This window comes from Pseudomonas sp. CFBP13528 (genome assembly GCF_005233615.1).
GTDB classification, from domain to species: Bacteria; Pseudomonadota; Gammaproteobacteria; order Pseudomonadales; family Pseudomonadaceae; genus Aquipseudomonas; species Aquipseudomonas fluorescens_AM.
The window spans coordinates 324,900-342,362 of sequence record NZ_QGAJ01000005.1 but is presented as its reverse complement, the minus strand read 5'-3'; the positions used below and the strand labels follow the sequence as shown (position 1 = coordinate 342,362).

At 62.1% G+C, this 17,463-nt stretch carries 13 protein-coding genes and 1 pseudogene; 6 read left to right on the top strand and 8 right to left on the bottom strand.

The genetic code is table 11. The features are described 5' to 3' along the window. Positions 1-4: 4 nt before the first annotated feature. The 7 genes from PspCFBP13528_RS13395 to PspCFBP13528_RS13365 form a co-directional block, all read right to left on the bottom strand. Positions 5-2,713, bottom strand: coding sequence for a nitrate reductase (locus PspCFBP13528_RS13395; protein ID WP_137200378.1), 2,709 nt, complete (start codon positions 2,711-2,713; stop codon positions 5-7). Beyond that, positions 2,713-3,030 (bottom strand): nitrite reductase small subunit NirD, encoded by a 318-nt coding sequence (gene nirD, locus PspCFBP13528_RS13390; protein WP_057721197.1) that lies wholly within the window; start codon positions 3,028-3,030, stop codon positions 2,713-2,715. Before nirD ends, PspCFBP13528_RS13395 begins: the two co-directional genes overlap by 1 nt. Then, positions 3,027-5,480, bottom strand: a complete 2,454-nt coding sequence (nirB, locus tag PspCFBP13528_RS13385) for a nitrite reductase large subunit NirB (protein WP_101220707.1) — start codon at positions 5,478-5,480, stop codon at positions 3,027-3,029. The genes nirD and nirB overlap by 4 nt, the downstream gene beginning before the upstream one ends. Positions 5,481-5,704: 224 nt before the next feature. Continuing rightward, the gene (locus tag PspCFBP13528_RS13380; RefSeq protein ID WP_137200377.1) at positions 5,705-7,375 is read right to left on the bottom strand and encodes a bifunctional protein-serine/threonine kinase/phosphatase; all 1,671 of its coding nucleotides are present in this window, start codon (positions 7,373-7,375) and stop codon (positions 5,705-5,707) included. Further along, positions 7,375-8,586: a nitrate/nitrite transporter gene (locus PspCFBP13528_RS13375; RefSeq protein WP_137200376.1), complete on the bottom strand. Its 1,212-nt coding sequence runs from the start codon at positions 8,584-8,586 to the stop codon at positions 7,375-7,377. Before PspCFBP13528_RS13375 ends, PspCFBP13528_RS13380 begins: the two co-directional genes overlap by 1 nt. 184 nt (positions 8,587-8,770) lie before the next feature. After that, positions 8,771-9,346, bottom strand: coding sequence for an ANTAR domain-containing protein (locus PspCFBP13528_RS13370; RefSeq protein ID WP_065949818.1), 576 nt, complete (start codon positions 9,344-9,346; stop codon positions 8,771-8,773). A 10-nt stretch (positions 9,347-9,356) separates the two neighbouring features. Then, positions 9,357-10,583: a CmpA/NrtA family ABC transporter substrate-binding protein gene (locus PspCFBP13528_RS13365; protein ID WP_065949817.1), complete on the bottom strand. Its 1,227-nt coding sequence runs from the start codon at positions 10,581-10,583 to the stop codon at positions 9,357-9,359. A gap of 259 nt (positions 10,584-10,842) precedes the next feature. Here PspCFBP13528_RS13365 and PspCFBP13528_RS13360 point away from each other — a divergent pair. From PspCFBP13528_RS13360 to PspCFBP13528_RS13340, 5 genes and pseudogenes are all read left to right on the top strand, one after another. Then, a pseudogene (locus PspCFBP13528_RS13360) lies at positions 10,843-11,640 on the top strand (secretin N-terminal domain-containing protein); the annotation flags it as partial. A gap of 127 nt (positions 11,641-11,767) precedes the next feature. Continuing rightward, positions 11,768-11,989, top strand: coding sequence for a FliM/FliN family flagellar motor switch protein (locus PspCFBP13528_RS13355; RefSeq protein WP_065887857.1), 222 nt, complete (start codon positions 11,768-11,770; stop codon positions 11,987-11,989). A 160-nt stretch (positions 11,990-12,149) separates the two neighbouring features. Then, positions 12,150-12,536 carry a winged helix-turn-helix domain-containing protein gene (locus tag PspCFBP13528_RS13350; RefSeq protein WP_101220709.1) on the top strand — a complete coding sequence of 129 codons (387 nt, stop codon included), beginning with the start codon at positions 12,150-12,152 and terminating at the stop codon, positions 12,534-12,536. Continuing rightward, entirely contained in the window at positions 12,529-12,993 is a 465-nt protein-coding gene (locus tag PspCFBP13528_RS13345; RefSeq protein WP_065949814.1) for a transglycosylase SLT domain-containing protein, read from the top strand. Before PspCFBP13528_RS13350 ends, PspCFBP13528_RS13345 begins: the two co-directional genes overlap by 8 nt. Before the next feature lie 81 nt (positions 12,994-13,074). Beyond that, on the top strand, positions 13,075-14,094 hold the full coding sequence (locus tag PspCFBP13528_RS13340) for a quinone-dependent dihydroorotate dehydrogenase (RefSeq protein WP_065949813.1): 1,020 nt from the start codon (positions 13,075-13,077) through the stop codon (positions 14,092-14,094). A gap of 127 nt (positions 14,095-14,221) precedes the next feature. Here the strand turns inward: PspCFBP13528_RS13340 and PspCFBP13528_RS13335 are convergent, their stop codons facing one another. Further along, positions 14,222-14,437 (bottom strand): ribosome modulation factor, encoded by a 216-nt coding sequence (locus PspCFBP13528_RS13335; RefSeq protein WP_002553055.1) that lies wholly within the window; start codon positions 14,435-14,437, stop codon positions 14,222-14,224. A 532-nt stretch (positions 14,438-14,969) separates the two neighbouring features. On the opposite strand from PspCFBP13528_RS13335, the gene rlmKL reads away from it, so the two are divergent. Then, complete coding sequence (rlmKL, locus tag PspCFBP13528_RS13330; RefSeq protein ID WP_137200375.1) at positions 14,970-17,234, top strand: bifunctional 23S rRNA (guanine(2069)-N(7))-methyltransferase RlmK/23S rRNA (guanine(2445)-N(2))-methyltransferase RlmL; 2,265 nt, start codon at positions 14,970-14,972, stop codon at positions 17,232-17,234. The last annotated feature ends 229 nt before the right edge of the window (positions 17,235-17,463 follow it).

The following is a 17,463-nucleotide window of genomic DNA, read 5'->3' as shown; positions in this document are numbered from 1 at the left end:
CCCCTCACACACTGATTGCGATTGGCTGCGGGCTGGCGGCCAGCAGACGTTTGATTTCCGGCACGCAGGAGCCGCATTGCGTGCCGCATCCCAGTTGCTGTTTGAGCCCGGTCAGGTCCAGGCCACGGGCAATTGCGGCGCACACCGCGTTTTCGCTGACATTCTTGCAATTGCACAGGATCTTGCTGCTGGCCGCCGCTCCCCCCGGTGGCGCGCTCAGGGGCGCCAGGAGCCAGCGCCGCAGTTGATCGTCGGTGCGGCCCTCCAGCCACAGGCTTTGCAGCCAATGCCGGGCCAGGGTTTCACCGGCCAGGCGAACCGCTGTAATACGGCCCTGTTCGATTTTCACCCGTTTGCCGATAGAGCGGCGCGGGTCGTCATAGGCCATCACCGGGCCGTCGTGCAGGCCCAGCAACTGGTCGATACGGGTCAGTATCTGCAGGTCGGGCGCCTCGGTATGGGCTGCGCGCACCAGCAGCGCCGGCCGCTCGCGCCCGCTCAGGCTCAGGCTGACGTAGGCAAATTCTTCGCACAGCGGGCGCAGGGCGTCGAAATGTCGTTGCACGTCACCCTCGATCAGCGCGAACAGCTGCCACGGCAGTTGCACCGCTTCCAGGCGCACACCGCTGTGTTTGAGTTCCGGCTGTTTCGATAACGGATCGAACGCCGGCTGAGTGAGCACATTGACGCCGCCTTTGAGAAACCGGTCGCCCCAATGCATCGGCAGGAACGCTTGACCGGGGCGCACGCTGTCATCACTGGTGACCGCGACCACCACATTGCCCCGACGGCTTTTCAGGTTGACCAGGTCGCCTTCCTTGAAGCGGTGACGACGCAACTCGTCCGGGTGCAGGCTCAACAGCGCCTCGCTGACATGCCCGAACAGCTGCGCCGCCGTGCCGGTGCGGCTCATGCCGTGCCACTGGTCGCGCAGGCGACCGGTGATCAGGGTCAGGGGAAAGCGTGCGTCACGCTGCTCCTTGGCGGCGCGATAAGGCTCGGCGACAAATTGCGCACGGCCGTTATCAGTGGGGAAAATGCCGTCGACGTAGAGTCGTGGTGTTCCGGCTTGTGCGCCCACGGGAAACGGCCACTGTTGCGGGCCGAGTCGGTCAAGCAGGGCATGGCTGAGGCCTGACACATCCAGGTCACGCGCTTGAGTCAGCAGCTTGAACTCGTCAAAGATCTGCGCGGGTTGCTCAAAGGCAAACAGGCTGTCCAGCCCCGGCCGCAGACGGCGCTCCAGGCGCTGCGCGAAATCCACGGTAATCGCCCAGTCCGGTCGCGCTTCGCCCGGTGGGGTGATGGCGCGACGCACGTGGGAAATACGCCGTTCGGAATTGGTCACCGTGCCTTCTTTTTCACCCCAACTGGCGGCGGGCAGCAGCAGGTCGGCGTAGGCGGCGGTCTCGGTGGTTCGAAAGGCCTCCTGCAATACCACGAACGGACACGTCGCCAGCGCTGCACGCACTGCATTCTGGTCCGGCAACGATTGGGCCGGGTTGGTGCAGGCGATCCACAGCGCCTTGATCGTGCCCGCCTGCACCTGTTCAAACAGTTCGATAGCCGTGAGGCCGGTGGTTGCGGGCAGTTGGTCGACACCCCAGTAAGCGGCTACTTCTGCGCGGTGTTCGGGGTTGGCGGCGTCGCGGTGCCCAGGCAGCAGATTCGACAAACTGCCGGTTTCGCGCCCGCCCATGGCATTGGGTTGGCCGGTCAGGGAAAACGGCCCGCAGCCTGGCCGGCCAATCGTACCGGTGGCCAGGTGCAGGTTGATCAGCGCGCTGTTTTTTGCACTGCCCGCGCTCGATTGGTTAAGGCCCATGCACCACAGCGACAAGAAGCTACTGGAGGTGCCCACCCACTGCGCGCACAGGCGCAACTGCTCGATGCTGATGCCGCACAGTTGCGTGACCATTTGCGGCGTGTAGTCATGCACCAGGCGTTTGAGCGCTGCCAGGCCGTCGGTATGGGCGTGAATGAAATCGCGGTCGATCCAGTCTTCCCACAGCAGCAGATGCAAAATCCCATGGAACAGTGCGACATCCGTGCCCGGCAAGATCGCCAGGTGCAGGTCAGCCAAGTCGCAGGTGTCGGTACGGCGTGGATCGATCACCACCACGTTCATCTGCGGCCGTCGCGCCTTGGCCTCCTCCAGGCGTCGGTACAGTACCGGGTGCGCGTAGGCCATGTTGCTGCCGACGATCATCACACAGTCGCTGGTCTCCAGATCTTCATAGCTGCACGGTGGCGCATCGGCGCCCAGGCTACGTTTGTAGCCCACCACTGCGGAGGACATGCACAGCCGTGAGTTGCTGTCGATATTGTTGGTGCCGACCAGCGCCCGCGCCAGTTTGTTGAAACTGTAGTAGTCCTCGGTCAGCAATTGCCCGGAGATGTAGAACGCCACGCTGTCGGGGCCGTGTTCGGCAATGGTGTGGGCGAATACAGTGGCCGCATGTTCCAGGGCGCTGTCCCAGTCGGTGCGGGCGCGGGCCAGGTCTTTGCCCAGACGCAACTGCGGGTACAAGGCACGGGCGTCGAGGTCACCGGTCAGGTGCAGGCTGGCGCCCTTGCTGCACAGCTTGCCGAAGTTGGCCGGGTGGTCCGGGTCGCCTTGCACGCCGAGGATCCGGGTGTCGTCATGCTCGATCAGCACGCCGCAGCCCACCCCGCAATAACAGCAGGTGGACGCCGTGACCTGGCGGTTCATCACCCTGCATCCCGCAGGGCCAGCATCACTCGGCCGTTTTCCACGCGGGCGAGGTGATGATGGGCGCAACCGATATCCGGCGCCTGGGCTTCACCGGACGCCAGGTCGATCTGCCAGTTATGCAGCGGGCAGGCCACGCGTTTGCCATAGATCAAGCCCTGGGACAGCGGCCCGCCTTTGTGCGGGCAACGGTCATCGAGTGCGAAGACTTCATCGTCGCTGGTGCGAAAAATCGCAATGTCGCCCTTGGGCCCGTTGATGATGCGCGAGCCCAGGGCGTTGATTTCTTCCAGGGCGCAGATATCCAGCCAGTTCATGCCGGCACCTCCAATTGCTTGACCGGGATCACATCGAATTCTTTTTTCAGCAGCGGCTGTTCCAGGCGTTCTTTCCAGGGGTCTTGCTCGAACGACAGGGAAAACTGCAGACGCTCGTTGAGGGCCTGGCGCCGGGCCGGGTCTTCCAGCACGGCTTTCTTGATATGGTCCATGCCGACCCGCTGCAGGTAGTGCACGGTGCGCTCCAGGTAGAAGGCTTCTTCGCGGTACAGCTGCAGGAATGCGCCGTTGTATTCGCGCACCTCTTCAGCGGTCTTGAGCTTGACGAAGAACTCCGCGACTTCGGTCTTGATCCCGCCGTTGCCGCCGATATACATCTCCCAGCCTGAGTCCACACCGATGATTCCGACGTCCTTGATGCCCGCTTCCGAGCAGTTGCGTGGGCAACCGGACACCGCCAGCTTGACCTTGTGCGGCGACCACATGTTGAACAGGTCGTGCTCCAGCTCAATGCCCAGTTGCGTGGAGTTTTGCGTACCGAAGCGGCAGAACTCGCTGCCTACGCAGGTCTTCACGGTACGGATGGATTTGCCGTAGGCGTGCCCGGACGGCATATCAAGGTCCTTCCACACGCCAGGCAAATCCTGCTTCTTGATGCCGAGCAAGTCGATGCGCTGGCCACCTGTCACCTTGACCATCGGCACGTTGTACTTGTCGGCCACGTCGGCGATACGGCGCAGTTCCGACGGGTTGGTCACGCCGCCCCACATCCGTGGGACGACCGAATAGGTGCCGTCTTTCTGAATGTTGGCGTGGGCGCGCTCGTTGATCAGGCGCGATTGCGGGTCGTCCCTGGCTTCGCCCGGCCAGGTGGAGATCAGGTAATAGTTCAGCGCCGGACGGCAGGTGGCGCAACCGTTGGGCGTGCGCCAGTTCAGATAGCTCATGGTGCCGGCGATGGTCAGCAGGTGCTGTTCGCGAATGGCCTGGCGGATCTGCCCGTGATTGAGGTCGCTGCAGCCGCAGATGGCTTTTTCGCTCTTGGGCTTGACGTCGGCGGCCCCGCCCACGGTATTGATCAGAATCTGTTCCACCAGCCCCACGCAGGACCCACAGGAGCTGGCCGCCTTGGTGTGCTTCTTCACGTCATCGACGCTGAACAGCCCCTGTTCCTGGATCGCCTTGACGATGGTGCCCTTGCACACGCCATTGCAGCCGCAGACTTCGGCGCTGTCGGCCATGCTCATGGCTTTGTCCTGGCCTTGATGGCCCACATCGCCCAGCGCATTTTCGCCAAACATCAAGTGATCGCGAATCTCGCCGATCGCGTGGTTCTCACGGATCTGGCGGAAATACCAACCGCCATCGGCGGTATCGCCGTACAGGCAGGCGCCGACCAGGATGTCGTCCTTGATCACCAGTTTCTTGTACACGCCGCCGATGGGGTCGGAGAGGGTGATGGTCTCAGTGCCTTCGCCGCCCATGAAGTCGCCCGCGGAGAACAGGTCAATGCCGGTAACTTTGAGCTTGGTGGAGGTCACAGAACCTTTATAGGTGGCGAAACCCAACTGGGCGAGATGGTTGGCGCACACCTTGGCCTGTTCGAACAGCGGTGCGACCAGGCCGTAGGCGATCCCACGGTGGCTGGCGCATTCACCGATCGCATAGATGCGCGGGTCGTAGGTTTGCATCGTGTCGTTGACCAGAATCCCACGGTTGCAGGGGATGCCGGACTTTTCCGCCAGTTCGGTGTTGGGGCGGATACCGGCGGCCATCACCACCAGGTCGGCGGGGATGATGTCACCGTTCTTGAACTGCACCGAGCCGACGCGGCCATTGCCGGCGTCATGCAGGGCCTGGGTCTGTTCGCACAGGCGAAACACCAGGCCACGGCTTTCCAGCTCGGTTTGCAGCAACTGGCCACTGGTCTTGTCCAATTGCCGTTCCAGCAGCCATTCGCCGATGTGCACCACGGTCACCTGCATGCCGCGCAGCATCAAGCCGTTCGCGGCCTCCAGGCCGAGCAGTCCGCCACCGATCACCACCGCGTGCTTGTGGGTCTTGGCGGTGTCGATCATGGCCTGGGTGTCGGCGATATCGCGGTAGCCGATCACGCCCTGCAAGGTGTTACCTGGAATGGGCAGGATAAACGGCGTGGAACCGGTGGCGATCAGCAGGCGATCGTATTCGGCTTCGGTACCGTCCTCGGCGATGACGCGGCGCTTGACCCGGTCGATCTGCACCACCTTGCGGTTGAGCAGCAGCTTGACGTGGTTGTCGAGGTACCAGTCCAGATCGTTGAGCACGATCTCTTCGAAGGTCTGCTCGCCGGCCAGTACCGGTGAGAGCAGGATGCGGTTGTAGTTGGTGTGGGGCTCGGCTCCGAATACCGTGATGTCATAGAGGTCGCTGCTGAGCTTGAGCAATTCTTCCAGGGTGCGAACCCCGGCCATGCCGTTGCCGATCATCACCAGTTTGAGTTTTTTCATGTCGCTCTCCGACCAATCACGCGCAAACAAAAAAAGGCGTCCCCGCTAGTTACCTAGCGAGGACGCCTTTGTCCTGGTCCCGTTCTCTCGGGAAGCTCGATCCTTCGACGTTGAAGGCGCGGCTGTATGTGGGTTGTTGAAGAGGCTAATGCAGCAGCTGTGCCAAGTGTCGCTTACCCCGGTTTTATTAGGGATTCAACGCGGATGCGTAAGAATTTTGCCCGTTAGTGGTGCAATAGCCAGAACAGCAGCACCAGATTGATCAGCAGCGAAGCCGTCGCCAGGGTCTGCCAGACCTTGAGCGGTTCACGCTCCAGCAAGGGGCGCGGGCGTATGCTCAGTTCGCGGCGGTCGGCCTGTTCCAGCACCAGCAGCCATTCTTCGGCGGTCTCATAGCGCTGCTGCGGTTGCGCGGCCACGGCGCGTTCCAGGCTTGCAGGCAACCAGTCCGGCACATCGGGACGGTAGCGGCTGGCGCTGACCGCCTGAGTGAAGCGCGGGCGTTGGAAGGCTTCGATTTCGCCATAGGGATAGTGGCCGGTCAGCAGGTAATAGAGCGTGACGCCGACGCTATACAAATCCTGTTGTGGCGTAGGACGTTCACCGCTGAATGACTCCGGCGCGATAAAACTCGGGGTGCCGGGCAGCACGCTGGCACGGTCTTGCGACAGCCCCGGGCAGTAGGCCAGGCCGAAATCCAGCACGCGCAGTTCGCCGTCGTCTCCCAGCAACAGATTTTCCGGCTTGATATCGCGGTGCAGGATCTGCCGTCGGTGTAGCAGGCCGACCGCGCGCAGTAAACGCTCGGCGATGGACTGCCATTGCGCCAGGGGCAACGGGCCCTGGCGCTTGAACAGTTCGGCAAGGGTTAGCCCCGGGTATTCGCGCATCACGTAGTACAAGTGCTGGCGTCCACTGGCGGCATGCACTTCAGGAAACGCGCGGCCGGCGACCCGGCGCAGAAACCATTCTTCCGAGAGCAGGGCCTGGGCGGCGTCAGTGTCGTCGTCGCGGCTTGACGCCAGGGTTTTCAGCAGCCAGGGACGCTGCTGATCATCCTGTACCCGATACAGCAACGACTGTCGGCTCTGCGCCAGCAGGCTGTGCACCTGCCACCCTTCGAAGCGTTGCCCGGCCTTGAGCGGCGGCGGCAGCGGCCACTGCTGCAACTGCACTAGTGCGTCGCCCAGCGTGGCGGCGCCGAGAGTATCGATGCGCACCAGCAAGGCGCTGGCATTGTCCTGGCTGCCCGCCAAATGCGCGGCATTGACCAGGGTGTTGACCGCCAGGTCCAGGTCGGTCTGCTCGCGCAGAATCGCGTTGATGCTGTGCTCACCCAACGTGGCCCACACCCCGTCGCTGAGCAGCAGGAAGCACTCGCCTGCGCGCAGTTCTCCATCGAGAAAATCCAGTACCAGATGCTGGTCCAGGCCGAGGGCGCGCTTGAGCACATGCTGCATGCCCGGTTGTTCCCACACATGGTCCTCGCTGATGCGCTGCAGCTCGCCGTCCAGCCAGCGATAGGCGCGGCAATCGCCGACGTGGGCGAGGGTGAAACGCTGGCCGCGAAACACCAGGGCGCTGAGGGTGGTCAGCAGCGGCTGACCGCCGCCATTGGCTTGCAGCCAGCGGTTCTGTGCGACCAATAAGCGCTCCAGCGCCTGGGCCACGCCCCAGGTCTGCGGCGTGGCGTAGTAGTCCAGGGCCAGTGCCTGCAAGGTCGAGCGCGCGGCCAGGCCACCGTCGGCGCATTGGCTGACGCCGTCGGCCAATGCGCACAGGTAGCCTTTGCTCGCGGCCAACTCCGCCCTGGGTGTGACGACCCGCAACGCATCCTGGTTTTCTGCCCTGGGGCCAATCGCACTGGCCTGGGCGATGCTCAGTTGCAGGCTCATCAGACGCGTGCAGCGGTCACGGCAGCCGAGCCCCAGGTGGTTCTCCAGCGGCGTTTGACGCCGTGCAGGCCAAACCAGGCCAGCACGCCGAGGCTGGCGAACAACCACAGCGCCAGCTGGTAACTGCCGGTACTCTGCTTGATCGCGCCCATGCCGGCGGCCAGCGCAAAACCGCCGATGCCGCCGGCCATGCCGATCAGGCCGGTCATGACGCCGATCTCACTGCGAAAACGCTGGGGCACCAGCTGGAATACCGCGCCATTACCGGCGCCGAGGCCGAGCATGGTGCAGACGAAAAGCGCCAGCGCAGCGTAGGAGCTGGGCAGGTTGAAACCCACCGCCGCAATGCAGATCACCGCCACGCTGTACATGCCAAGCAGGGTCTTGATCCCACCGAAACGGTCCGCCAGGGCGCCGCCCAGCGGGCGCATCAGGCTGCCACCGAAGACACAGGCCGCAGTGTAGTAGCCGGCGGTCACCGGGCTCAGGCCGTACTGGTCGTTGAAGTAGCCGGGCAGGGCGCTGGCCAGGCCGATAAAGCCGCCAAAGGTCACGCTGTAGAAGAACATGAACCACCAACTGTCGCCATCACCCAGGGCTTTGAAATAGTCGGCCATCGCTTTGGCTTTCGGGCGTTGCGGAGCATTGCGCGCGAGCCAGGCGAACACGATCAGGGTGAGGATCAGCGGAATCAACGCGAAGCCGAATACATTGCTCCAGCCAAAGGCAGCCGCCAGTACCGGTGCCAGCAGGGCGGCAAACACGGTGCCGGAATTGCCGGCGCCGGCGATGCCCATGGCTTTGCCCTGGTGCTCGGCCGGATACCATTGCGAAGCCAACGGCAGGGCGACGGCAAAAGAGGCACCGGCCATGCCCAGGAACATGCCCAGCAACAGCGCTTGCTCGTAGCTGTGAATGCCCAGTTTCCAGGCGCAGAACAACGCCACGATGACAATCACCTGGCCAATCAGCCCGGCAGTCTTGGGCGACAGCTTGTCAGCCAGCATGCCCATGAGAAAGCGCAGCACCGCGCCCGCCAGGATCGGCGTAGCGACTACCAGGCCGCGCTGTTGAGTGGTCAGGTGCAAGTCGGCGGCAATCTGTACCGCCAAGGGGCCCAGCAGGTACCAGACCATGAAACTCAGGTCGAAATACAGGAACGCGGCAAACAGGGTCGGGGTGTGCCCGGATTTCCAGAAGCTTGATTTCATCACGCACCTCAACGGTTGGGGGGGCTTGTCAGAAGGCCTGGTGACCCCATGCGCTGGGGCCGGAACGAAAAAAAACGCCGCCACCGGGTTCGCGAGGGCAAACCGGGTGTGCGACGTCTTTGTCGTTGGTGGGGCAACCGCCGTTGGCTACCTGTGACGGTTCTATAGCAAGAGCCGCGCCAGATCAGCCGAGCAGTTCGCTCATGGCAATAATCTGTTCGGCCACCTGAATCAGTTTCTGCTGCCGGCTCATGGCCTGGCGGCGCATGAGGGTGTAGGCGTCTTCCTCGTTGCAGTCCTTCATTTTCATCAGCAGACCCTTGGCCAGCTCGATGCGCTTGCGTTCCGCCAACTGTTGATCGCGGGCATGAAGCTGGGCGCGCAAGGCCTGGTCGCTTTCGAAGCGTGCCATGGCCACCTCGAGGATCGGTTGCAGACGCTGGGCCTGGATGCCTTCGACAATATAGGCGCTGACCCCGGACTTGATCGCCTGGCGCATGACATTCGGGTCATGTTCATCGGTGAACATCACGATAGGGCGGGGCTGGTCGCGGCTGACCAGCACCACCTGTTCCATCACATCGCGGCCGGGTGACTCGGTATCGATCAGGATCACGTCGGGGCGCACTGTTTCGACGCGTGCGGGCAAGTCGATGGTCAGGCCGGATTCATCGATCACCTCAAAGCCGGCCTCGGTCAGCGCGGCCTTGAGCCGGCCGACTTTGCGCGGGGTGTCGTTGATCAACAGGATTCGCAGCATGGTCGTGCTCCTAGCGCAGCGCTTGGCGGCTGATGTCATCCGCCATGGCGTGCAGGCGGAAGCTGCGGGCATAGCCGGCGGGGTCGGAGCCGTCCCAGATCCTGCCGTCGATCAACTGGCTGCTGCGCATGTCCTGGCCATTGGTGGCGACGCCGACGGCGCTGGCGGCTTGACGGTACACATCCAGTTGTTGCACCTGACGGGCAACGGCAAGATAGTCCGGGTCTTCGCGCAGCAGGCCCCAGCGACGAAACTGGGTCATGAACCACATACCGTCGCACAGGTAAGGCAGGTTGACCGCGCCATCGGCGAAGAACCGCAGCGCATGCGGGTCCTGCCACTGGTTGCCCAGGCCATCTTCGTAGTGGCCCAGCAGCCGTGGCTCGATACAGTCCAGGGGGGCGTCGAGGTACTCGCGGGCGCTGAGCAGTTGGGCGGTGGAACGACGGTTTTGCGTGCTCGCTTCGATAAAGCGACTGGCCTCGAGAATCGCCATCACCAATACGCGCGCCGTATTGGGATACTGGTCGACGAAAGCTTGGGTACAACCGAGGACTTTTTCCGGATGATTCGGCCAGATCGACTGGCTGGTCGCCAAGGTGAAGCCCTGGTTCTGCTTGACGGCGCTGGCGCACCAGGGTTCGCCGACACACAGGCCGTCGATGCGCCCCGCTTGCAGGTGCGCAACCATTTGCGGCGGGGGCACCACCACGCTGTCCACATCCCGCAGCGGGTGGATGCCTTGGCTCGCCAGCCAGTAATACAGCCACATGGCGTGGGTGCCTGTCGGAAAGGTCTGGGCGAAGGTGAGTTTTGTGCGGCTTTGGTGCACGTGGCGATCCAGCGCCTCAGGAGTGACCACGCCCTGCTGTTGCAGCCCACGGGACAGGTTGATGCTCTGTCCGTTCTGATTCAACCCCATCAGCACCGCCATCGGGCTCGGCGCAACGCCACCGATGCCCAGGTGCACGGCGTAGATCAGGCCGTAGAGGCTATGGGCGGCGTCCAGCTCACCGCTGACCAGTTTGTCGCGCAGGTTGGCCCAGGACGATTGGCGCTTGAGGTTCAGTGTGAGGCCGTAGGGTTGCGCAAACCCCTGGGTGGCGGCGACCACCAGCGAGGCGCAATCAGTCAGGGCCATGAAACCCAGGTCCAGGCTGCTCTTTTCCGGGGCGTCACTGCCGTTTACCCAGGCCAGCGCGGGATTCACCGGGCTGCTGTCGACCGAATCGTTCATCAACACCTACCTTTTCTCTCAAAAAAAAACGTCGCGCCCTCGGATGGCTATACCGGCCATTGCAGGGAAACGACGCCTTTGTCCGTAGGCCCGTGCCGTCGCTGGCGCGCGCCCTGATAGAGAGTGCTTAGCAAGGCACATGCCACGGGGGCGGCCGTCAGCTTTCCATCATGATTGAACCTCGCCTGCCTTTCAGTATGGCCGCTCTTTTGCGTCCTACCTCCCCCAGGAAAAACCCACGGTGCATGCTGATGCCTCCATTACGACGAACCGCCACCGCCTCGGTCGCACGCTGCTGTGGGTGGCGCTGTTGCTGGTCAGTTGTGTGGTTCGGGGTGAGCCGTATCAGGCCAGGGATGAAAGCCTGGACAGTTTTTTCACTGCGCTGTCGGTGCCGCTGGGGATGCCTGTGGTGGTCAGTCGGGAAGCGGCGCACAGGCGTGTCAGCGGGACATTTGATTTTGACGCACCGCAACAGGTCCTTGAAGCGCTGGCCCGGCAGGAAGGTCTGATCTGGCACAGCGACGGGCAAGCGGTGCATCTCTACAACGCGAGCGAAGCCAGAACCTCTGCGGTGGCGCTGCGGTACATTTCGGTCAACCGGCTGCGCGGCATCATGCGCCGAACAGGCATGGATGAATCGCGCTATCCCTTGCGCGACAGCGGGGTGCGTACGTTCTACGTGTCCGGGCCGCCAAGCTATGTCAGCCAGGTGCTGCGGCTGGCGCAATTGACGGACCGGCAACGCAGTGAGCTGCGTGTGGGGGCGCACGCCTTTGGTGTGGTGCAGGTGTTCAATACCCACGTCGAGGATCGGCAGCATGGGAGCGGCGCAAACAAAGTCACGGTGCCGGGCATGGCATCCGTCATTCAAGGCCTGCTGGCCAGTGAGCAGAAGGGCCCGCTGGCGGACAAGAACCTGACGTTGATCGCCTATCCGGACACCAACAGCCTCCTGATCAAGGGCAAACCTGCTCAGGTCAGCCTGATCGAAAAACTGGTGGATGAATTGGATGTGCCCAAGCAAGTCAACGAAATCTCGTCATGGCGTATGGACGCGGGTCGTGACGAATCGAAGCCCCCGGCCGGGCCGCCGCCATTGACGGCCGCGCAATATGAACGTGTGCAACGTGCGTTCGTCAGGTCGGGCCGCGAGCTTTCTCCCTGAATAAAGGCGTTAGTCCATGTACCTGGAAATACTGCTGCAGGAGCAACTGATCAGCCGCAAGCGACTGGCTGCGTTTGCGCCGGGGAAAGTCTTGCCTCTGGCGCCCGAGGTCATCCACTGCGTGGAGGTACGGGTCAATGGGCAACTGATGGCGGTGGGTGAGTTGGTGCAGTTGGAGGATCGGTTGGGGGTTGAGCTGCATGAGGTGTATCAGGAGTGGCTACCGTATTCCGGTTGAGTCGTGAATTGTCTTACAGCAAAACGCTGAAAGACGCTGATTGAATCGGGTTTTTCCTAACGTGATACGCGAGGCAGGTTTTTATAGTCATGGCATCGGGCAAGTGGGCCCTTACAGGAAGAATGGATTGAATGTCAGCAGTCGAACGTGCAGGTGCCTTATGGCAGTCGTGATTGAAGAATCGACAAAGTCCCTCGTTTTCGCTGATTGGACCTTGCATGACGATGGTCGGCTGACAGGCAGGCAAACCGATATTCAACTGCCGCCCAAAGAGGGCAGCGTGCTGCGCTTGTTGCTGGTTTCCGGCGGTTCGTTGATGACCAAGGACCGCCTGTTGGCGCTCGCCTGGCCCAGGGGCGAGGTGGCCGATGAGTCATTGACCCGTTGCATTTATGCTTTGCGCAAACACTTGAGCGCCGATAAAGGGTTTATCAAGACCGTGTATGGCAAGGGGTATCGTTTTACCTGCCCCGTGCAGGTGAAAGACGCTGAGTCGAAGCGGGCCGTGCACATGTGCGCGGCATGCGGACAGATCAGCAATGTATAAGCCGTGGGGCAGGGGCCTGATCCTCGGCCTGCTGCTGGGCAGCAACCAGGCCCTGGCCTACTGCTGGGATGAGGTGGCGCGTCGCTACGACTTCGAGCCGGAGTTGCTGCAGGCGATCGCGGCGGTGGAGTCGGGCTACCGCGCGGAGGCGATCAATTATGCCAACGCCAATGGCACCCACGATATCGGTTTGATGCAAATCAACAGCAGTCACTTGCCTCGCTTGCTCAAGCTGGGCATTACCGAAGAACGGCTGGTGAACGAGCCGTGTCTGTCGGTGGAGGTTGGCGCCTCGATTCTTGCCGGGTTCGTTCAGCGTTTCGGCTATAACTGGACGGCGGTGGGCTCCTACAACGTGGGGGCGGGCGCCGGGGCGGAGCGTGACGCGTTGCGCATGCGATACGCCGAAAAAGTCTGGGCACGTTATGAGGCGTTGATGGCCCATCGTAATGGATGATGGGGCGCACGCCTCGCATGCAGCCCGTCCGCCCGGCTATAATCGCGTTACCTTTCGCCGCCATCCGAGTCTAGCCCGCCCATGTATACCCTGGCCCGCCAGCTGTTGTTCAAACTCTCCCCGGAAACTTCCCACGATCTGTCCCTGGACCTGATCGGCGCCGGTGGCCGCCTGGGGCTCAATGGCCTGGTATGCAAGGCTGCGGCGAAGGTGCCGGTGTCGGTGATGGGGCTCGAGTTTCCCAATCCGGTCGGGCTGGCTGCCGGTCTGGACAAAAACGGTGCGGCCATCGACGGGTTTGCACAGCTGGGTTTCGGTTTCGTCGAGATCGGCACCGTGACCCCTCGTGCGCAACCGGGCAACCCCAAGCCACGGATCTTCCGCCTGCCTGAAGCCGAGGCGATCATCAACCGCATGGGCTTCAACAATCTGGGCGTGGACCATTTGCTGTCGCGGGTACAGGCCGCGAAGTACAAGGGCATCCTGGGCATCAACATCGGCAAGAATGTCGACACGCCGGTGGAGCGCGCGGTGGACGATTACCTGATCTGCCTGGATAAAGTCTACGCCCACGCCAGCTACGTCACCGTCAACGTCAGTTCGCCCAACACCCCGGGCTTGCGCAGCCTGCAGTTCGGTGACTCGCTCAAGCAATTGCTCGAAGCATTGCGCCAGCGCCAGGAAGACCTGGCGGTGCGCCATGGCAAGCGGGTGCCGTTGGCGATCAAGATCGCGCCCGATATGAGCGATGAAGAAACCGTACTGGTGGCCCAGGCTCTGGTGGACGCGGGCATGGATGCGGTGATCGCGACCAACACCACCCTCAGCCGTGTGGGCGTCGAAGGTCTGGCCCACGGTGACGAGGCGGGCGGTCTGTCCGGCGCGCCGGTACGGGATAAAAGCACCCATATCGTCAAGGTATTGGCCGCCGAACTGGCAGGGCGCTTGCCGATCATCGCCGTGGGCGGGATCACCGAAGGCAGGCACGCGGCTGAAAAAATCGCGGCGGGCGCAAGCCTGGTGCAACTGTATTCGGGCTTTATCTACAAGGGCCCCGCGCTGATTCGCGAATCGGTGGACGCGATCGCCGCGTTGCGCTGAGCAATCGTCAGGCAATAAAAAGGGCTCCCTGAAGGAGCCCCTGGGCCGAAGCCCGCCGTCCGGATAGGACGTGCGTGGTTAAGTCGCTATCTATTCAAGTTGATGTGTCGGAATATAAATGCCCTGATTAGCCGACGGCGTGAAGTTCGTTGAGTCTGTGGATGCCCGCAGTGCCAGTCATACCGTCCCAGTTGTCGCCGCGTCCTTCTCGCCAGCCATTGATCCAGGCTTGGCGTACCGACGGTAGAGTAAATGGGCAAAGCTCACGGGATTTTCCATGAACGCCATATTGATATCCGCGTAAAAATGCTCTTTCCAACGGATCACGCTTAAGTCTTCTCATAGGGTGTTTCCCTCACTTGTTGACTGTCTAGATATCCTTCGGCCTCGTGTGAGGCCGGGCAGAGTTTTTCTGCCGTTGGTGGGCTCGCTGCCGGCGTGGCGAGCCGATGTGTCGGCGTCGTTACGGCGCCAACCTGTGTTGAGTTCTAACCAATAGGTCACATGGATTCAATGATCGTTTTGTCATAAGCACGTAACGATAACGATGCTATAGCCATAAGCTGGGATGGTTTTTCGCCCCTTTTATGAGGCAAAGCCAGCTATGATGTGCCCTGCGAAGACAATGTGTTTAATCCTTTGGTGAGAATGACCACCTGTTGCAGTCGGTTATTATTCGACGAAGGGTCGGAATATTTCTTTTTGTTGCTTCAAATTCTTCTTCTGCACCGTCAATAAAGGCTCGAAGGCCTGTCAGACGGGGTGGAGCGGCACAGGTGTGCCACGCGAGCGCTCTTCAAGAAAAGTGCTTGTCTGAAAACCGAGCCGGCGATGCGTCGCCCGTTCATTTATTGCTGAAAAGCCTGGAATGCCCCATGTCGGACCGTTTTGAACTCTTCCTCACCTGCCCCAAGGGCCTCGAAGGCCTGCTGATCGAGGAGGCCGTCGGGCTTGGCCTTGAGGAGGCCCGCGAGCACACCTCGGCCGTGCGCGGCATGGCCGACATGGAAACCGCCTACCGCCTGTGCCTCTGGTCGCGTCTGGCCAACCGCGTGCTGCTGGTACTCAAGCGCTTCCCGATGAAGGACGCCGAAGACCTCTACCACGGCGTGCTGGATATCGAATGGGCCGACCACATGGTCAGCGACGGCAGCCTGGCGGTGGAGTTCAGCGGTCACGGCTCGGGCATCGATAACACCCACTTCGGCGCGCTCAAGGTCAAGGATGCGATCGTCGACAAGCTGCGCACCCCGACCGGCGAACGTCCGTCCATCGACAAGATCAACCCGGACCTGCGCATCCACCTGCGCCTGGACCGTGGCGAAGCCATTCTGTCCCTTGACCTGTCCGGCCACAGCCTGCACCAGCGCGGCTACCGCCTGCAGCAGGGCGCCGCGCCGTTGAAGGAAAACCTGGCGGCGGCGATCCTGATCCGCGCCGGCTGGCCGCGCATTGCTGCCGAAGGCGGCGCATTGACCGACCCGATGTGCGGCGTGGGCACCTTCCTGGTTGAAGGCGCGATGATCGCCGCCGACATGGCCCCCAACCTCAACCGCGAACTGTGGGGCTTCACCACGTGGCTCGGACATGTCCCGGCGCTGTGGAAAAAACTGCACGCCGAGGCCGCTGAACGCGCCGCCATCGGCATGAACAAAACCCCGCTGTGGGTGCGTGGCTACGAAGCCGATCCGCGCCTGATCCAGCCGGCGCGCAACAACATCGAGCGCGCAGGCCTGAGCCACTGGATCAAGGTGTACCAGGGCGAAGTCGGCACGTTCGAGCCGCGCCCGGACCAGAACCAGAAAGGGCTGGTGATCTGCAACCCGCCGTACGGCGAGCGCCTGGGTGATGAGGCCAGCCTGCTGTATCTCTACCAGAACCTCGGCGAGCGTCTGCGCCAGGCCTGCATGGGTTGGGAAGCCGCCGTGTTCACCGGCGCGCCGGACCTGGGCAAGCGCATGGGCATTCGCAGCCACAAACAGTATTCGTTCTGGAACGGCGCCTTGCCGTGCAAATTGTTGCTGATCAAGGTCAACCCCGATCAGTTCGTCACCGGCGAGCGACGGACTCCGGAGCAGCGCCAGGCTGAGCGTGAGCAAGCGGCCTATGACCAGTCCCCGGCCGAGCCGGCCGAGCGTCAGTACAACAAGAACGGCAACCCGATCAAGCCGGCGACGGCCCCGGTGGTCGAACAGGCGCGCTTGAGCGAAGGCGGGCAGATGTTCGCCAACCGCCTGCAGAAAAACCTCAAGCTGCTGGGCAAGTGGGCCAAGCGTGAAGGCGTGGATTGCTACCGCGTGTACGATGCCGACATGCCGGAATATTCCATGGCCATCGACCTGTATCACGATTGGGTGCACGTGCAGGAATATGCTGCGCCCAAGTCCATTGACCCGGAGAAGGCCTCGGCGCGCATGTTTGACGCGCTCGCTGCGATTCCCCAGGCGCTCAACGTCGACAAGAGCCGTGTGGTAGTCAAGCGTCGCGAGCGCCAGAGCGGCACCAAGCAGTACGAGCGCCAAAGCGCCCAGGGCAAGTTCACCGAGGTCAGCGAAGGTGGCGTGAAGCTGTTGGTCAACCTCACCGATTACCTGGACACCGGCCTGTTCCTTGATCACCGGCCGATGCGCATGCGCATTCAGAAGGAAGCCGCCGGCAAGCGTTTCCTCAACCTGTATTGCTATACCGCTACCGCCAGTGTGCACGCAGCCAAGGGCGGCGCGCGCAGCACCACCAGCGTCGATTTGTCCAAGACCTACCTGGACTGGGCGCGGCGCAATTTTTCCCTCAACGGGTTTTCCGACAAGAACCGCCTGGAACAAGGTGACGTGATGACGTGGCTGGAAGCCAGTCGTGACGAGTTCGATATTATTTTCATCGACCCGCCCACCTTCTCCAACTCCAAGCGCATGGAAGGCATCTTCGACGTACAGCGTGACCACGTGCAGTTGCTCGACCTGGCCATGGCGCGCCTGGCGCCAGGGGGCGTGTTGTACTTCTCGAACAACTTCCGCAAGTTCCAGCTGGAAGACAACCTCAGCGAACGCTATGCGGTCGAGGAAATCAGCGACAAGACCATCGACCCGGATTTCGCGCGTAACGCGAAGATCCATCGGGCGTGGAAAATCAGCGCACGCTGAGTCGCCAATGTGGGGGGGGGCAAGCCCTAATGCCAGTCAGGTAGCAGCGAGCTTGCTCGCGAAAAACGTCAACGATAACGCGTGCTTCCTGAATGAACGCGGTGCCTGTGAGTTTTTCGCGAGCAAGCTCGCTCCTACAGACGGTATTAGGGCAAGCCCCCTCCCACATTAAGCATGCGCATTTTTTACACTGGTCAAACCCCCGACGGATGGCTATAACTTATCGTCC